The sequence below is a fragment of the Halomonas gemina genome, assembly GCF_023554995.1.
Taxonomy (GTDB): domain Bacteria; phylum Pseudomonadota; class Gammaproteobacteria; order Pseudomonadales; family Halomonadaceae; genus Halomonas; species Halomonas gemina.
Window position 1 is genome coordinate 36,824 of the sequence record NZ_JAMJPK010000002.1, and the last position, 16,847, is coordinate 53,670.

The following is a 16,847-nucleotide window of genomic DNA, read 5'->3' on the forward strand; positions in this document are numbered from 1 at the left end:
CCCCGTCGATCTTCATCAGCGCCTGAGGCCGCAGATCCTGCCGCGGCCCCGCAACGCCGACCTCTACGCCCGCGCCCAGCGCGAGGGGCTCTCCGAACTCCAGGCCCGGGTGCTGGCCGGACGCCTGGCCGGCTACCCGGGGGAGCTGGCACCACTGGTCTCTCCCAGCCTGCGCCACCTGGCCCACCCCGAGAAGCTGGCAGACGCACGGCGTGCGGCCGAGCGCATCGCCCAGGCGGTGGTGGACGGCGAGCATATCGGCATCCTCACCGATTATGACGTGGACGGCATCACCTCACACGTGGTGATCCGGCGCACCCTGGTCGAGCTCTTCGGGGTGCCCGAGGCGCGCCTGCACAGCCTGATCGGCCACCGTATCCATGATGGCTACGGCATCAGCCTGCCGCTGGTGGAGCGCACCCTGGCGCTCGCGCCGCGCCCGAGCCTGGTGATCACCGCCGATTGCGGCAGCAGTGATGAGCCGCGCATCGCCCGGCTCAAGGACGCCGGCATCGAGGTGGTGGTCAGCGACCACCACGCCCTGCCGCTGGAGGGGCCGCCGGCCTCGGCCTACGCCGTGGTCAATCCCACCCGCGACGACTGCGACTATCCTGACCCGACCATCGCCGGCTGCATGGTGGCCTGGCTGGTCATGTCGCTGACCCGCGGCGTGCTGCTCGAGTGGGGGGTACTGCCCGCGGCGACGCCCAAGCTCTCACCCTGGCTCTCCTACGTGGCGCTGGGTACGGTGGCCGACTGCGTCTCCCTGGGCGGAAGCCCCGCCAACCGCGCGGTGGTGACCCACGGCCTGGCGCTGATCAATCGCATGGAAGCCGCCTGCTGGCGTGCCATGGCGGCGCGGCTGGGGGCCGATAGCGTGCCCTTCGATGCCGAGACCCTGGCCTTCCAGATGGGGCCGCGAATCAACGCCCGATCGCGACTCGACGACCCCTATGCGGCGCTGCACTTCATGCTCGCCGAGCAGGATCATGTGGCGAGCCGCTATCTCGAGGTGCTGGATCAGGACAACCAGTCGCGCAAGGCGATCGAGGCCGACATGGCCGAGGAGGCCAAGGCCCTGGCCTTGCCGGCCCTGGCCGCCGACGAGCCCGCCATCGTCGTCTTCCTGGAAGAGGGCCATCCCGGCGTGCAGGGCATCGTCGCCTCGCGGCTGGTGCAGGCCTTCGGCCGGCCGGCGCTGGTGCTGACGCCGGCGGCGGCCCCCGGGATGCTCACCGGCTCCGGACGCTCTATCGAGGGGCTGCATCTGCGCGACGCCCTGCAGCGCACCTTCGAACTGGCGCCCGAGGCGCTGCCGCGCTTCGGCGGCCACCGCGGCGCCGCCGGGGTGGGCGTGCCGCGCGAGCACCTGGCGGCGTTCCGTACGGCCTTCCTGCAGGCGGTGGGCGAGCAGCTGGGGGATACCGAACTCTGCCCGCGGATCTTCACCGACGGCGAGCTGGCGCCCCATCAGCTCTGCCTCGCCACCCTGGACGAGCTCGAGCGGCTGGGGCCCTATGGCCGCGAGTTCGATGCCCCGCTGTTCCAGGGCGAGTTCCTGGTCGAGGCACTGCGCCCGGTGGGTGCCGATGGCAGCCACCTGATGCTGGAGCTCTCCGTCGGGGCCACGAGCCTGAAGGCGATCTGGTTCCGGGCCCTGACCCCTGGCGAGATGCCGGCCTTCGGCGTCGGCGATCGCCTGCGCTGCGCCTTCAAGCTCAACCGCAACCGCTGGCGGGGGCGCGAGAGTCTGCAGCTGATGGTCGAGCACGCCGAGCCACTATAAGAAGGAAAGCGAGATGGATCCCCAGGAACTGCCCACCGACCCCCATCGCCCCCATGAGGACGTGATGGCGATGCTGGTCGGCACGCTCTTCGTCGCCCTCGGCGTCAGCTTCTATACCCAGGCGATGCTGCTCACCGGCAGCACCGCGGGCCTGGCCTTCCTGCTGCAATATGCCACCGGCTGGCGCTTCGGGATCTGGTTCTTCCTGATCAACCTGCCGTTCTACTGGCTGGCGGTGCGTCGCATGGGCTGGTCGTTCACGCTGCGTACCTTCGTGGCCATCGGCCTGGTCTCGGTGTTCTCGGAACTCACCGCCGGCTGGATCCGCATCGAGTGGCTGCAGCCGCTCTACGCCGCCCTGATGGGTGGCAGCCTGATCGGCATCGGCATGCTGGTGCTGTTCCGCCACCGCACGAGCCTCGGCGGCATCAACATCCTGGCGCTCTTCCTGCAGGACCGCTATGGCTGGCGGGCGGGCTACGTCCAGCTGGGCATCGATGCGCTCATCATGCTGGTTGCCCTGCTGGTGTTGCCGATGGAGCGGGTGGGCCTCTCGGTGCTGGGCGCCGTGGCGCTCAACCTGATCATCGCGCTGAACCACAAGCCCGGTCGCTATATGGGCGTCAGCTAGGAGCCTGTCGGACTTAACGCTAATCTACTGCGAAATCCGGTTTTTCGGCCAATTTCATTCGATCTGTTTCGTTAAAGAGCACGCTATTCGCCTCAACAGATCGATGAACTTGTCTCGAAACCCGAATCTCTCGCTACGATTGGTCAAGCCCGACAGGCTCCTAGGCGTGGTGGCTCAATAGTTGGGCCAGACCCCGGGAGTGGCCAGTTCCAGCAGGTGGCCATCGGGGTCTCGGAAATAGATGCTCTCCCCGCCCCGCGGCCAGTGGGTCCGCCCCTCGATGGCAATGCCGTGGTCCTCGAGCTGGCCTTCCCAGGCCGCGAGCTCACGGGCGGCGATGGCGAAGGCGAGGTGCACCCGGCCGCTGCCGTCGTGGGGCGGAATGGTGCCCATCTCGTCCGGCAGCACCACCGTCTCCAGCGTCTCGCCATGCAGGAAGAGCAGCAGCACCGACGAGCCCGCGCCGGCGTCGTAGGCGGTGAAGCGATGGTCGGCGTTGAAGGGGGCGAGCCCCATTACGCCCTCGAAGAAGGTCCGTGCCCGGGTCATGTCCTCGACGTAGAGCGCGGTCTCCAGCACACCGTTCAACCTGGGCATGGCCACCTCCGCTTCCGGCAATTCCCCTTCAGTCTAGCAATGGTCAGCGCCGGCTCCCCCAGAACCACCAGGCGATCAGGGCGATCAGGGCCAGGCCGGCGAGATTGACGATCCAGCTCATCAGTTTTGCGCGAGATACCCCGTACTTTTAGTGCGGGGAGGGATAGCGCGTCGTCCGCCAGGACGACCCTTCTCTCGCTGCCTCCTTCTCAGGTGGTTGCTATCTATGCATGTTTATTTATACAGTGTAGGAATGACGAAACGCGCCTACCGATACCGCTTCTACCCGACCCCTGAACAGGAACACCTCCTGGCCAGGACCTTCGGGTGTGTGCGTTTCGTCTACAACGCGGTGCTTCGCTATCGCACCGATGCCTTCCGCGAACGCCGAGAGAAGATCGGCTACGTGGCGGCGAACGCGGAGCTGTCGCGGATGAAGAAAGCTGAAGAAACCGCCTTCCTCAATGAGGTCAGCTCGGTCCCGCTTCAGCAGTGCCTTCGCCACCAGCAGACGGCCTTCAAGAACTTCTTCGAGGGACGAGCCCGTTACCCGACCTTCAAGAGCAAGCGACACCGCCAATCGGCGGAATTCACGCGCTCGGCGTTCACTTACCGCGACGGGAAGCTGTTTCTGGCCAAGTGCAAGGCGCCGCTGCCGGTACGCTGGAGCCGTGAGCTGCCCAGCGAACCGACCACTGTGACCGTGTCGAAGGACTCGGCGGGGCGCTACTTCGTTAGCTGCCTGTGCGAGTTCAAACCCGCGGCGCTGCCCGTCACCCCGAAGAGGGTGGGCATCGACCTCGGCCTGAAAGACCTGTTCGTCACCAGCGACGGGCATCGAATCGGCAATCCCCGCCATACGGCGAAATACGCGACCCGTCTTGCCAAAGCACAGCGTCGGCTGAGCAAGAAGACGCTCGGCTCGAAGAACCGTGCCAAGGCCCGGAAGAAAGTCGCTCGTCTTCACGCCAAAATCTCCGATTGCCGGATGGACCGCTTGCACAAGCTGTCCCGCCAGATCGTCAACGAGAACCAAGTGATCTGCGTCGAGTCCCTCAAGGTGAAGAACATGCTGCGCCACCCTCGGCTGGCCAAGTCGATCAGCGATGCCGGCTGGGGGGAGTTTGTCCGCCAGCTGGAGTACAAGGCCGCCTGGGCAGGCCGGCAGCTCTCGGCCATCGACCCATGGTATCCCTCCAGCAAACGTTGCTCCGGCTGTGGGCATGTGATGCCCGAGATGCTGTTGCAGATTCGCACCTGGACATGCCCGGAGTGCGCAGCCGAACACGACCGTGATGTGAACGCTGCGATCAACATCAAAGCCGCCGGGCTGGCGGTGTTAGCCCTTGGAGAGAATGTAAGCGGCATGGAGCCCGTCTCCGTGTCCAGTTCTCGGTGAATTGGGAATCCTCTCCCTTCAGGGAGAGGAGCAGTCAACACTTGGCCTCCTTCTGCTGGTGGCTGCCGTTGACGCCGTCCCCGGTCTCGCTGGAAGGGCGGAACAGGCGCAGCCGGTTGGCGTTGCTCACCACGGTGATCGAGGAGAGCGACATGGCGGCCCCGGCGATCATCGGCGAGAGCAGGGTGCCAGTGACGGGGTAGAGCACCCCGGCAGCGATGGGAATGCCCAGCACGTTGTAGCCGAAGGCGCCCACCAGGTTCTGCTTGATGTTGCGCAGGGTGGCCCGGCTGATCTCGATGGCGGCGGCCACGCCGTGCAGCGAGCCACGCACCAGGGTGATGCCGGCGCTCTCGATGGCCACGTCGGTGCCCTGGCCGATGGCGAAGCCCACGTCGGCGCGGGCCAGGGCCGGGGCGTCGTTGATGCCGTCACCCACCATGCCCACGACCTCGCCCTCGGCCTGAAGGCGCTCGATCTCGGCATGCTTGTCCTCGGGCAGCAGGCCGGCACGGTAGTCGTCGATACCGACCTCCCGGGCGATGGCGGCGGCGGTGTGGGCGTTGTCGCCGGTGAGCATCACCACCTTGAGGCCATCGGCCTGCAGGCGCTTCACGGCGGCGATGGTGTCATGGCGCAAGGGGTCGCTGATGCCGAACAGCGCGGCCAGTCGGCCATCCACCGCCAGGTAGACCACGGTGCGCGCCTTCTCCTCCAACTCGCCGGCCTTCTCCCTGCCGCTTGCCAGGTCGATGCCGGCTTCCTCCAGCAGCCGGGCATTGCCCAGCAGCAACGCCCTGCCGTCGGGGGTCTCGGCCTTGACCCCGCCGCCGGTGACGGTGTCGAAGTCCCGTATCTCGCCGGGGTCGGCCTGCCGTGCTTCCGCGTGCGCCATCAGGGCGGCGGCGAGCGGATGCTCGGAGCCGCGCTCCAGGGCCGCCACCAGGCCCAGCACCTGCCGTTCATCGCCCTCGAGCACCTCCGACTCCGTCACCTCGGGCCTGCCCTCGGTCAGGGTGCCGGTCTTGTCCACCACCAGGGTGGTGAGCTTGCTGGCGGTCTGCAGGGCATCGCCACTGCGTACCAGCACGCCGTGCTCGGCCGCCTTGCCCACCCCGATCATGGTGGAGATCGGCGTGGCCAGGCCCAGGGCGCAGGGGCAGGCGATGATCAGCACCGTGGTGGCGGTGACCAGCATATGGATCACCCGTGGCTCGGCACCGACGTTGAACCAGGCCAGCGCGGTGATCACGGCGATGATCATCACCGAGGGCACGAAGACGCTCGATACCTGGTCGGCCAACTGGCCGATGGGTGGCCGGGAGTTCTGGGCGCTGGCCACCTGTTCGGTGATCTGGCCCAGGCGGGTGTCGGCACCGACGCGCGTAGCACGATAGACCAGCGAGCCCTTGCCGTTGACCGTGCCGGCGCTCACCTCGTCGCTCTCGCCCTTGGCCACCGGCAGGGGCTCGCCGGTGAGCATGGACTCGTCGATATGGCTCTGCCCCTCGGTTACCTCGCCATCCACCGGCAGACGCTCGCCGGGGCGTACGCGGATCTGGTCGCCCTCGCGCACCTCGTCGATCTCGACTTCGCGCTCCTCGCCGTCGCGGATCACCCGCGCGGTGCGGCTCTGCAGGTCGAGCAGCCGCTTGAGGGCATCGCTGGTGCGGCCCCGTGCCCGCAGCTCCAGGGCATTGCCCAGCAGCACCAGGCCGATGACCATCGCCGAGGCCTCGAAGTAGATGCCCCGGGCCACCTCGGGCAGCCAGGGCCCGGCGGCCACCACCGCCATGGAGTAGAGCCAGGCAGTGCCCGTGCCCATGGCAATCAGGGTGTCCATGTTGGCCTGGTGGTGACGGAAGTTCTTCCAGGCATTGACGAAGAAGTGGCGCCCCGGGAACACCATCACCGCCAGCGTCAACGCTCCGATCACCAGCCAGTAGAGCCGTCCGGCGCCCACGGGATGAGGGTGGAAGACGAACATGCTGGCCATCAGCGGCACGGCCAGGGCCAGCGACCAGGCGCTGCCCTTCAGGCGCCGGCGATACTCCCGCTCGTCGCGCTCGGCGCGCGCCTGCTCGGCCTCACGCATGTCAACGATGGGCTCGGCGCCGTAGCCCACGTCCTCCACGGCCTGGACCAGGGCATCCGGGTCGGCTTTCCCACGTACCTGAGCGGTGTGGGTGCCGAAGTTGACCTCTGCGCTGACCACGCCGGGCGTGCGCTCCAGGGCCTGCTGGACGCTCTTCACGCAGCTGGCGCAGGTCATGCCGCTGATCGACAACCGCCGGGTGGTGGCCCGTGCGTCGCGTTCTTCCGCCTCTGGGGCCTTGTCCTGCTCGGGCGCCGTCTCGGCGGATAGGCGCTCGGGCTCGGGCGCCGCCTCGGCCTCTGCGTCGTCAGCGTCCGTGGACAGAGTGGCCGGGTAGCCGGCCTGTTCCAGCAGCCGGTCCAGGGTGATGCCCTCCAGGGCAGTCTCCACCTCCAGGCGCTTCTCGTCCGGGAAGCCGGTCACCTCGGCCTCCGGGTCCTCGGCCTGGATCGCCTTGCGCATCCTACCGACACAGCCCTGGCAGCTCATCCCCGGCACGTTGCGCTCGTGACGTTGCCGGCCGGCGGCCGGGTAGCCTGCTTCGGTCAGCGCCTGGTCCAGATCCTCATCGGCCAGGGCGGTGGTGACCTCGAGGCGCTTCTCGGAGGGGGTGCCGGTGACCTCGGCCTGCGCGTCCCGGGCCTGTATGGCCCGGCGCATGGTGGCCACGCAGCCCTGGCAGTTCATGCCGGGGACCTGGCGTTCCAGGGTCTGTCTGGCGTTCATCGGGTCTCCTCGCCGGTCTCGTGGCCGGCAGTGAGCGGTTCGGGAAAGCTCTCGATCAGGCGGCAGAGGCTGTGGCCGTCGGGGGTGCCGTCGGGCATCTCCTCCCAGGCGGCCAGGGCCTGCTCCATGCGCGAGGCCAGAGATTGCAGCTCGCGGATCCGTTCACGGATCTGTGGCAGCCGGCTGGCCAGCAGGTCGCGCACCATGGGGCAGGGCGAGTCGCCATGGTCGGCATGGTCGAGGATGTCGCGGATCTCGGCCACGCCGAAGCCCAGGGTGCGGGCCCGCTGGATGAAGCGCAGCCGGTCCAGGTCGCCCTGCCCGAACAGCTGGTAGCCGTTCTCTGGATGGCGCTCGGGATGCAGCAGCCCCTCGCGGGTGTAGTGGCGCACGGTCTCGGCGGTGACGCCGGCCAGGCGTGCCAGTTCGCTGACCTTCATGTCGGGGTCTCTCGGGGATGTCATGCGGCAAGTGTAAAACCCTTGGGTTACCCATAGGTCAAGGGCCGATGGAGCCGTGTCGAGCGCGGAGAGCATGGGTTACCTAAGTCGATGAAAGTTCGAGGAATGAAACGATCGTGCGACCAAAGTATTAGCGTTTTTCGTTTTCAAACGACCGTTTGTGCTTGATCCCGGGTGGAGGATTCGCAAACACTGCGGGTACGCCAGAACGTTCAACGACAAGTACCCAGCATTATTACCCGAAAGGATATCGAGCCCATGCACAACAAGTTCAACAAGCTCTCCCTCGCCGTGGCCATCGCCTCCACGGCATTGATCACCAGCCAGGTGTCCGCCTCCGGCTTCCAGGTCCGCGAGCAGAGCGCGAAGACGCTGGCCAACGCCCTCTCCAACGCCACCGCCGGTGCCGAGGACGTCAGCTTCATGGCCTACAACCCGGCCGCCATCGGCAATATCGATGGCAACCAGGTCGCCGGCGGGGTGGCCTATATCGATGCCAATTTCGAGCTTCAGGATGCAGAAGCCTACCCTACCGGAGCATCCCCCCTTCTCAGCTACGATAGAGGTGGCTCGCGGAAAGGGGGCGAGTCCGCCGCAGTGCCAAGCTTTGCGGCCAAGACGCAGCTTAATGAGCAGTTCGACCTGGGTCTGGCCATCTATGCGCCCTATGGGCTCTCCACCAAGTACGATGAGGACTGGATCGGCCGCTACCACGCAGTGGAGACCGAGCTGACCACCATCGACTTCCAGCCGACCCTCAACTACCGGGCCACCGAGCGCCTTAACCTGGCGGTGGGCCTGCGGGCTCAATATGCGGATGCGACGCTTTCTAATTCCTTGGACCTGGCCTCCCTCGGAGCAAGAACTGCACAGGAACGAGGGGATTTAGCCACCGCGCAAGCTTTGGCCTCTCAGGCCGGGCGTGCCGATGGCTTTGCTGAGGTGACCGGCGACGACTGGGGCTATGGCTATACGCTGGGCGCACTCTTTCAGGTCACCGAAAGGATGCGGCTCGGCGCGAGTTATCGCTCCGAGATCGACCTGATGCTTGATGGCGAGGTCGACTATAGTTCGGATAACGCCACCGGTCAGCAGGTGCTAGAAGGTGCACAGTCTCAGGGACGCCTGCGCGATGGCGGGGGTACTGCCGATCTGACCACCCCAGCCAACCTGAACCTGGGCATCTACCACCAGCTGACCGATCGGCTGGCGCTGATGGCCAATGCCGAGTGGACCGAGTGGAGCAGCTTCGACGAGCTGGTGGTCGAGTTCGAGGATGGCACGGACAGCTCGACGACCGAGAACTGGGACGATACCTGGGCCTTCTCGGTGGGGGCCAACTACGCACTGACTCCGCAGTGGATGCTGCGTGCCGGCCTGGGCGTGGACGAGAGCCCGGTGCCGAGCGCCGAGTACCGCACCCCGCGGGTGCCGGATGCCGATCGCCAGTGGGCCACGTTCGGCGCCACCTGGATGCCCAGTCCGGAGCTCGGCATCACCGCCGGTTACATGCATGTCTTCGCCGATGATGGCGATATCGACCAGCAGGCGACCGCCACCAACGAAAATGCCTCTCGCGGTAACCTCTCCGGGACCTACGAGGTCTCGGCGGATGTCTTCGCCCTCTCGGTGGACTATCGCTTCTGACCATCGAGCCCGTGCCTGACCTCGAGACCCGGCTTCGGCCGGGTCTTGTCGTTGCAGGCCTGCCACCTCGGGCGTTCATGGTGGATGCGAGGGGAGGCCTGTTTCGCTACAATAGCTGCCTTTTCCGTGCCGTCGGGGCCCTGGCGTCGAGCCCGCGCCGCGGCGGCCATCGTTCCATCACAGACTCGGATGAGCCCCATGCTGGAAACCAACCCGATTCATCACCTCATCAAGGACCTGTCTGAGCGGACAGACGTCCTGAGGGGGTATCTTTGACTATGCCGAAAAGAAGGATCGGCTAGAGGAAGTCACTCGCGAGCTCGAGGACCCGGACGTCTGGAGCGACCCGGACAATGCCCAGAAGCTCGGCAAGGAGCGGGCGACGCTGGAGGCGATCGTGGCCACCATCGACGATCTCGAGCAGGGGCTCGGTGACAGCCGCGACCTGCTCGAGCTCGCCGAAATGGAGGAGGACGAGGGCACCGTCGCCGAGGTCCAGAAGGAGCTCGAGGGGCTGCAGGCCAGCCTCGAGAAGCTCGAGTTCCGGCGCATGTTCTCCGGTGAGATGGACGAGAACAATGCCTACCTCGACATCCAGGCGGGTTCCGGCGGCACCGAGGCCCAGGACTGGGCCAACATGCTGCTGCGCATGTACCTGCGTTGGGCCGAGCATCACGGCTTCAAGGCCGAGATCATCGAGGTCTCCGCCGGCGAGGTGGCGGGCATCAAGTCGGCCACCGTGCATATCCAGGGGGAGTATGCCTTCGGCTGGCTGCGCACCGAGACCGGCGTGCATCGCCTGGTGCGCAAGAGTCCCTTCGACTCCGGCGGCCGCCGCCATACCTCCTTCGCCTCGGTGTTCCTGTCCCCCGAGATCGATGACAGCTTCGAGGTCGAGATCAATCCCTCGGACCTGCGCACCGACACCTACCGCTCCAGCGGCGCCGGCGGCCAGCACGTCAACACCACCGACTCGGCCGTGCGCATCACCCACGAGCCCACCGGTATCGTGGTGGCCTGCCAGAGCCAGCGAAGCCAGCATGCCAACCGCGACTTCGCCATGAAGCAGCTCAAGGCGAAGCTGTGGGAACTCGAGATGCAGAAGCGCACCGCCGCCAAGCAGGAGGCCGAGGACTCCAAGGCCGATATCGGCTGGGGCAGCCAGATCCGTTCCTACGTGCTGGATGACCAGCGCATCAAGGACCTGCGCACCGGCGTGCAGTCGAGCAACTGCGACAAGGTGCTGGACGGCGATATAGACCAGTATATCGTCGCCAGCCTCAAGCAGGGTCTCTAGCCCTGCCGCTCATGGCGGGGCCATGGGCCCCGTCGTGGCGGTGCCCCTCCCTCGCCGCCGTTTTCCGCCTCAGCCCAACTTGATGACAGGTAGCCCTATGGCCAACGAGAGCCCCTCACCGGATAGCCCGCAGAACGACGAGAACCGCCTGATCGCCGAGCGTCGTGCCAAGCTGGCGGCGCGCCGCGAGCGTGCCGCCGAGACCGGCGAGAGCGCCTTCCCCAACGACTTTCGCCGCGACAGCCTGGCGGCCGAGTTGAACGACGAGCTCGGCGGCCACGAGAAGGCCGACCTGGAGGCCCTGGATCGCCGTGCCGCCGTGTCCGGGCGGATCATGCGCAAGCGTGGCCCCTTCATCGTCATCCAGGACCCGTCCGGGACGATCCAGCTCTATGTCGACAAGAAGGGGCTGCCGGCCGAGGTGCTGGAGGACGTCAAGGGCTGGGACATCGGCGACATCGTGGCGGCCCGCGGGCCGGTGCACAAGTCGGGCAAGGGCGACCTCTACGTGATGGTGGTGGAGGCGAAGCTGCTCACCAAGAGCCTGCGCCCGCTGCCCGACAAGTTCCACGGCCTCACCGACATGGAGGCGCGCTACCGCCAGCGCTATGTCGACCTGATCATGAACCCCGATTCGCGCAAGGTGTTCGAGACCCGCGCCGGGGTGATCAGCGCCATGCGACGCTTCTTCGAGCAGCGCGGCTTCATGGAGGTGGAGACCCCCATGCTGCAGCCGATTCCCGGCGGCGCCACCGCACGTCCCTTCGTCACCCACCACAATGCGCTGGACATCGACATGTACCTGCGCATCGCGCCGGAGCTCTACCTCAAGCGGCTGGTGGTGGGCGGCTTCGAGCGGGTCTTCGAGATCAACCGCAACTTCCGCAATGAGGGGCTCTCCACGCGCCACAACCCCGAATTCACCATGATCGAGTTCTATCAGGCCCATGCGGACCACAACGACCTGATGGACCTCACCGAGGAGATGCTGCGCAGCGTGACCCGCAAGGTGCTGGGCACCACCACGGTGGTGAATACCGTGCGCAGCGGCGAAGGCGAGGTGCTCGAGACCTTCGAGTACGACTTCGGCCAGCCGCTGCGGCGGATCACCGTGTTCGATGCCATCCTCGAGTTCAACCCGGAGATCCATGCCGAGGCCCTGGCCGACGAGTCCGCCGCGCGCCAGATCGCCGAGCGCCTGGACATCGACGTCAAGGACGGCTGGGGGCTGGGCAAGGTCCAGATCGAGATCTTCGAGAAGACCGTGGAGCATCGCCTCAATCAGCCCACCTTCATCACCGAGTACCCCACCGAGGTGAGCCCGCTAGCGCGTCGCAAGGACGCCAATCCCTTCGTCACCGAGCGCTTCGAGTTCTTCGTCGGTGGCCGCGAGATCGCCAACGGCTTCTCGGAGCTCAACGACGCTGAGGACCAGGCCGAACGCTTCCGCGCCCAGGCCGCCGAGAAGGAAGCCGGTGACCTGGAGGCAATGTACTACGACGCCGATTACGTGCGGGCGCTGGAGGTTGGTCTGCCGCCCACCGCCGGCGAGGGCATCGGGATCGACCGGCTGGTGATGCTGTTCACCGACAGCGCCTCCATCCGCGACGTGCTGCTCTTTCCGGCGATGCGTCCCGAGGTGGAGTGATCGGGGCCGGAAGTGTTGGTAAGGGGCGGCTCGAGCACCCATAATGGTCGTCGTTTCGATGTCGAGGAGACCGTGATGAAACTGCTCAACCGCTCCGCCCTGAGCGTCAGGCCGACCCGGCATTTCGTGGACTGGATCAATGCGCTGGAACCCACGATGGAGGGCGATGACCTGACCCTTGCCGACGTCGAACGCGAAAGCACCGTCTATCTGATCCCGGAGATGGACGCGCCCGAGGCCCTGGAGGCCTTCGTGCGCGAGCGCTACCTCGAGATCCTGGAGACCGAGCTGCGCGCCTGGGAAGAGGATGAGCGCCAGTGGCCGGAGGCCCTTGACTGGGCGCTCTTCCAGCGCTTCCTGCAGGTCGAGCACAGCTACCTGGCCATCGACCTCGACAACGAGGCGGCGCTGGAGATCTCCGAGGTAGATGATGCCCTCCTCCTGGAGACGGACCAGGACTGACCCTCCTGCCCGACTGCGATCATGGGAAACCGGCTTCGGCCGGTTTCCGCGTTATGGACCCCGCGGTATTGGAAACAGGATGAGCCGACTCTTCGATTCACGCCCCGGCGATGACGGCCTGCCGGGCCCCGAACGTCGCCTGGCGGTACTGGCGCTGATCCTGGGTACCCTGATGGCGGTGGTGGACACCACCATGGTCAATATCGCGCTGCCCTCCATGGCGACCGACCTCGGGGTCTCCGCCTCCCGGGTGGTGTGGGTCACCAACCTCTTCCAGGTCGTCTGTGCCGCCTTCCTGCTGGTCTTTGCCGCCCTCAGCGAACTGGTCAGCCGCCGGCGGCTCTATGCCGCCGGGGTGGCGCTGTTCACCCTGGCGGCCCTGGGCAGCGCGCTGGCGCCGAACCTGGAGACCCTGCTGCTGTTCCGGGCCCTGCAGGGCCTCGGGGCCGCGGCGACGCTGTCCATCGGCCCGTCGCTCTACCGCTCGATCTTTCCCTCGCGTCTGCTTGGCAGCGCCCTGGGGCTCTCCGCCCTGGTGGTGGCCGGTGGCTACGCCGCCGGGCCGACCCTCGGCGGACTGGTGCTCTCCGTGGCCAACTGGCCCTGGCTGTTCGCCCTGCACGTGCCGCTGGGGCTCTGCGCCTTCTGGCTGGCCTGGCGGGCGCTGCCCCGGGAGGCGGGGCGGCGCGACGGCTTCGACTGGCGCGGTGCGCTCTGTTCGGTAGCCATGCTGGCCGGGCTCTTCCTCGGCCTGGACGGCCTCGGCCACGGGGCGCCTGCCTGGCAGGTGCTCGCCTGGTTGGCCCTGAGCCTGCTCAGTGCCGTGCTCTTCCTGCAGCGCCAGCGCCGGGCCCGCCACCCGCTGCTGCCGCTCTCGCTGTTTGCCGAGCGACGCTTCACGCTGGCGGTCTCGGCCTCGGGGCTCGCCTTCGTCGGCCAGGGCCTGGCCTTCGTGGCGCTCTCCTTCCTCTACCAGCAGGAGATGGGGTTCACGCCGCTGGAGACCGCCTGGATGTTCACGCCCTGGCCGCTGGCGATCATGCTGGTGGGCCCCCTGGCCGGGCAACTGGCCGACCGGGTCAACCCCAGCCTGCTCTCCAGTAGCGGCCTGGTGCTGCTGCTGCTGGGCCTGGCCGCCCTGGCCGGGCTCGATGCCGAGGCCGGCGTGGTGGACAGCCTGTGGCGCACGGCGCTCTGCGGGCTGGGCTTCGGGCTCTTCCAGCCGCCCAACAACCGCGAGATGATGGCCAGCGTGCCCCGCGAGCGCAGTGCCCGGGCCTCCGGCGTGATGAGCACGACCCGCACGGTGGGCCAATCGCTGGGCGTTGCCCTGGTGGGGGCCTTCCTGGCCGCCGGGGCGCCGGTCCAGGCGACCCTCTGGGCAGGGGCGGGAGCCTGCGTGCTGTCGCTCGCGGCGAGTCTGGGGCGGGTGTCGCTGGCCGGCCGGGCCCAGCGCGAGGCGCGGCGTGGCGAGCCGCTGCGGGCGTCGTCGGACCCGGACTGAAGGCGTACAATGGGCCCATCACTCACACAGCATCGGAACCTCGACATGAGCACCCAGGCCACCATCGAAGACAAGCTCAGGGCCCTCGAGCCCGCCTTCCTGGCCGTGGAGAACGAGAGCCACCGGCATAACGTGCCGCCGAACTCCGAGACCCACTTCAAGGTCACCCTGGTCGCCTCGCGCTTCGAGGGGCTGATGCCGGTCAAGCGGCACCAGCAGGTCTATGCGTTGCTCGCCGATGAGCTCGCCGGCCCCGTCCACGCCCTGGCGCTCCATCTCTTCACGCCCCAGGAGTGGGAAGCCAGCGGCCGCTCCCGCCCCGAATCCCCCGACTGCCGGGGCGGCAGCCAGTCGTGACCCCGGAGGCGCAGCGCCTGCAGTACCTGGAGGCCATGGGCCTGACGGCCTGGGTCTCCCGCTATCGCCTGCCCAATGCCCTGGCCACGCCGGCCTGTGAGTGGGAGGTCGCCGCGCCGGTGGTCGAGGGGCGCCGCGCCCCGGGGGAGCGGCTGCATGCGCTGCTCGACGAGGCCGCCGAGGCGCAGACCGCCGCCCCGCGACCGGCCCCCGCCGAGCCCGAACCGCGTCAGCGTCCCGCGGCCGGCAAGGCTCGCGCGCTGCTCGGTGACCTGGTGCCCCCCGACGAGCAGGAGGCCACGCTCGAGGCGCAGCGCCCGGGTCCCGAGCGTCACAGCGGAGAGGCGCTGCGCTTCACCCTGCAGGTGGCCTGCCTGGATGGCCGCTGGCTGGTGCTGCTGCCCGGGGAGGCGCCGCCCGGCAGCGTGGAACTGCGCCTGCTGCGCCACCTGCTGCAGGCCGCCGGCGTGGTGCCCGAACAGATGCCGGCCTTCGAGGCCTTCCGCTGGCCCCAGGTGGAAGGGTTGCCGGTGGAGGCGCCGCTGGAGGAGGCTCGCGAGGGCCTCCAGGCCTTCCTGGCCGGCCGGCAGCGCCGAGGCTGGGCACCGGAACGGCTGCTGGTGTTCGGCGAGGATGCGACCCTCGCCGAGTTGCTGACTCTCGCCGACGGCCACTGTCCGCTGCTGGCGCTGCCGGCCTGGCAGGGACCTGCGCTTGGCGAGCTGGCCGGCAGTGCCGAGGCCAAGCGCGCCCTCTGGCCGCGGATGGCCGGCTGGCGGGATGCCTGGCAGGCGGGCCGTGAGCCCGACTGAGGCGGTGCGGCGGCTGGCCCCCGACGACCTGGCGATGCTGTCGGCCCTGGAGCAGGCCGCCAGCCCCGCCCCCTGGAGTCCGGGCCAGCTGCGGGCCGCGCTGGCCGACCCCGATACCCGGGTGTTCGGCATCGAGCAGGAGGCATGCCTTGTCGGCCATGCGCTAGTGGTGCGGCTGCCCTTCGAGGCGGAGCTTCAGGCGATCCTGGTAGATCGGGAGGCGCGCCGCCAGGGGATGGCGGGGCGGTTGCTGGCGGCGGTGATCGAACAGGCGCGTGCCTGGAACAGCGAGCGTCTGCTGCTCGAGGTGAGGGCGGGCAACGAGACCGCCCTGGCACTCTATCGGCGTGCGGGGTTCGGCGAGGACGGCAGGCGGCATGGCTACTATCCGGCACGCGTTGCCGGCCGGCGGGAGGACGCGCTGCTGATGTCGCTCCCGCTGGCCTGAGGCCGCCTCAGCTGCTGGTGGTCTCGACCTCGTCGAACTTGCCCAGCAGGGCGGAGAGGCGGCGCTCCCACTCCTCGCGCTCCTGCTTCAGGCGGGCGTTTTCCTCGCGCAGCTCCTCGGCTTCCATCCTCATCAACTCCAGGGCCTCGACGGCGCTGGTGACCTTCTGTTCGAGCTGGTTGAAGAGTTCGATACTCATCCTGTTCTCCTGACATCCTGCGGGTGGGGCGTGCCCGTTGGCTTCCTTCAGCGCGCAGCGTAACGCCGCGCCCGGGGCTCAGCAAGCGTCGCCGTCGGGCGACCCCGAGCCAGGCGGGTGCCGGCGGTAGAGCCGCCCTGTGCTGTCACCGGCACGCACCTCGCGGTGCAGTTGCCAGCTGGCGGGCACCTCGGGGGCGAGCGCCGATTCGGTTTCCACGTAGACGAGCGCGTCCTCGGCGAGCCAGCCGGCCTCCAGGGCGTGGCAGCAGGCCCCGGCGAGCCCCTGGCGGAAGGGCGGGTCCAAGAATACCAGGGAGAAGGGGGTGGGGTCGCCGGAGAGGAAGGCCAGGGCATCGGCGGTGACCAGGCGCCCCCGCTCGTCGGCCCCCAGGGTCGCTAGGTTGTCGGCCAGCTGGCGCGCCACGCGAGCGTCGCGCTCGACGAACAGCGCCTGCCGGGCACCCCGCGAGAGGGCTTCCAGGCCGAGTGCCCCGGTGCCGGCGAAGAGGTCGAGGACCCGTGCTCCGGGCGTGGCGGCGTAGAGCCAGTTGAACAGGGTCTCGCGCACCCGGTCGGGGGTGGGGCGCAGCCCCGGCTGGTCGAGTACCGGCAGCTGACGGCGCCGGTACTCGCCGCCGATCAGGCGCAGCCGTCCGGCGTTCCGACGGCCGGGGCCCTTGGCCGGGGTGGCGGCCGGTCGGCGGGGCTTTCGAGAGGGGGAGCGGCGTCGAGTCATGGGGGCGGATTGTAACCGCCGGCTTGTCCACAGTCATGGT

General features: G+C 68.1%; 16 protein-coding genes. 11 read left to right on the plus strand and 5 right to left on the minus strand.

Features of this window, described 5'->3' with window-relative positions:
- The first annotated feature begins 22 nt into the window (after nucleotides 1-22).
- Both M8009_RS04245 and M8009_RS04250 read left to right on the plus strand, forming a co-directional pair.
- On the plus strand, nucleotides 23-1,786 hold the full coding sequence (locus tag M8009_RS04245) for a single-stranded-DNA-specific exonuclease RecJ (protein ID WP_430886894.1): 1,764 nt from the start codon (nucleotides 23-25) through the stop codon (nucleotides 1,784-1,786).
- A 13-nt stretch (nucleotides 1,787-1,799) separates the two neighbouring features.
- The gene (locus tag M8009_RS04250) at nucleotides 1,800-2,417 is read left to right on the plus strand and encodes a YitT family protein (RefSeq protein ID WP_250059525.1); all 618 of its coding nucleotides are present in this window, start codon (nucleotides 1,800-1,802) and stop codon (nucleotides 2,415-2,417) included.
- A 174-nt stretch (nucleotides 2,418-2,591) separates the two neighbouring features.
- Here the strand turns inward: M8009_RS04250 and M8009_RS04255 are convergent, their stop codons facing one another.
- Nucleotides 2,592-3,014 carry a VOC family protein gene (locus M8009_RS04255; RefSeq protein WP_250059526.1) on the minus strand — a complete coding sequence of 141 codons (423 nt, stop codon included), beginning with the start codon at nucleotides 3,012-3,014 and terminating at the stop codon, nucleotides 2,592-2,594.
- Between the two features lie 253 nt (nucleotides 3,015-3,267).
- On the opposite strand from M8009_RS04255, the gene M8009_RS04260 reads away from it, so the two are divergent.
- Nucleotides 3,268-4,413, plus strand: a complete 1,146-nt coding sequence (locus M8009_RS04260; protein WP_250059527.1) for an RNA-guided endonuclease InsQ/TnpB family protein — start codon at nucleotides 3,268-3,270, stop codon at nucleotides 4,411-4,413.
- A 34-nt stretch (nucleotides 4,414-4,447) separates the two neighbouring features.
- Here M8009_RS04260 and M8009_RS04265 read toward each other — a convergent pair whose 3' ends face one another.
- Nucleotides 4,448-7,234, minus strand: coding sequence for a heavy metal translocating P-type ATPase (locus M8009_RS04265; protein WP_347709827.1), 2,787 nt, complete (start codon nucleotides 7,232-7,234; stop codon nucleotides 4,448-4,450).
- Entirely contained in the window at nucleotides 7,231-7,674 is a 444-nt protein-coding gene (locus M8009_RS04270; RefSeq protein WP_133637537.1) for a MerR family transcriptional regulator, read from the minus strand. Before M8009_RS04270 ends, M8009_RS04265 begins: the two co-directional genes overlap by 4 nt.
- Nucleotides 7,675-7,953: 279 nt before the next feature.
- Between M8009_RS04270 and M8009_RS04275 the strand changes: the two genes are divergently transcribed.
- The 8 genes from M8009_RS04275 to rimI all read left to right on the plus strand — a co-directional run bounded on the left by M8009_RS04275 (nucleotide 7,954) and on the right by rimI (nucleotide 15,870).
- A complete protein-coding gene (locus tag M8009_RS04275; protein WP_250059528.1) occupies nucleotides 7,954-9,342 on the plus strand; it encodes an OmpP1/FadL family transporter in 1,389 nt (462 codons plus the stop codon).
- Nucleotides 9,343-9,540: 198 nt separating this feature from the next.
- Nucleotides 9,541-10,639, plus strand: a protein-coding gene (gene prfB / locus M8009_RS04280; protein WP_430886887.1) for a peptide chain release factor 2 whose coding sequence is annotated in 2 segments (ribosomal slippage) — nucleotides 9,541-9,615 and nucleotides 9,617-10,639 — 1,098 coding nt in all. Because the reading frame shifts where the segments join, the coding sequence is not laid out codon by codon here.
- 97 nt (nucleotides 10,640-10,736) lie between these two features.
- On the plus strand, nucleotides 10,737-12,287 hold the full coding sequence (gene lysS, locus M8009_RS04285; RefSeq protein WP_250059529.1) for a lysine--tRNA ligase: 1,551 nt from the start codon (nucleotides 10,737-10,739) through the stop codon (nucleotides 12,285-12,287).
- A 75-nt stretch (nucleotides 12,288-12,362) separates the two neighbouring features.
- Complete coding sequence (locus M8009_RS04290) at nucleotides 12,363-12,749, plus strand: hypothetical protein (RefSeq protein ID WP_250059530.1); 387 nt, start codon at nucleotides 12,363-12,365, stop codon at nucleotides 12,747-12,749.
- 79 nt (nucleotides 12,750-12,828) lie between these two features.
- Entirely contained in the window at nucleotides 12,829-14,253 is a 1,425-nt protein-coding gene (locus M8009_RS04295) for an MFS transporter (protein WP_250059531.1), read from the plus strand.
- A gap of 45 nt (nucleotides 14,254-14,298) precedes the next feature.
- A complete protein-coding gene (locus M8009_RS04300; protein ID WP_250059532.1) occupies nucleotides 14,299-14,610 on the plus strand; it encodes a BolA family protein in 312 nt (103 codons plus the stop codon).
- Nucleotides 14,607-15,422: a hypothetical protein gene (locus M8009_RS04305; RefSeq protein ID WP_250059533.1), complete on the plus strand. Its 816-nt coding sequence runs from the start codon at nucleotides 14,607-14,609 to the stop codon at nucleotides 15,420-15,422. Before M8009_RS04300 ends, M8009_RS04305 begins: the two co-directional genes overlap by 4 nt.
- Entirely contained in the window at nucleotides 15,409-15,870 is a 462-nt protein-coding gene (rimI, locus tag M8009_RS04310; protein WP_250059534.1) for a ribosomal protein S18-alanine N-acetyltransferase, read from the plus strand. The genes M8009_RS04305 and rimI overlap by 14 nt, the downstream gene beginning before the upstream one ends.
- Before the next feature lie 7 nt (nucleotides 15,871-15,877).
- Here rimI and M8009_RS04315 read toward each other — a convergent pair whose 3' ends face one another.
- On the minus strand, nucleotides 15,878-16,069 hold the full coding sequence (locus M8009_RS04315; RefSeq protein ID WP_250059535.1) for a cell division protein ZapB: 192 nt from the start codon (nucleotides 16,067-16,069) through the stop codon (nucleotides 15,878-15,880).
- Between the two features lie 78 nt (nucleotides 16,070-16,147).
- Nucleotides 16,148-16,807, minus strand: coding sequence for a 16S rRNA (guanine(966)-N(2))-methyltransferase RsmD (gene rsmD / locus M8009_RS04320; RefSeq protein ID WP_250059536.1), 660 nt, complete (start codon nucleotides 16,805-16,807; stop codon nucleotides 16,148-16,150).
- Between the last annotated feature and the right edge of the window lie 40 nt (nucleotides 16,808-16,847).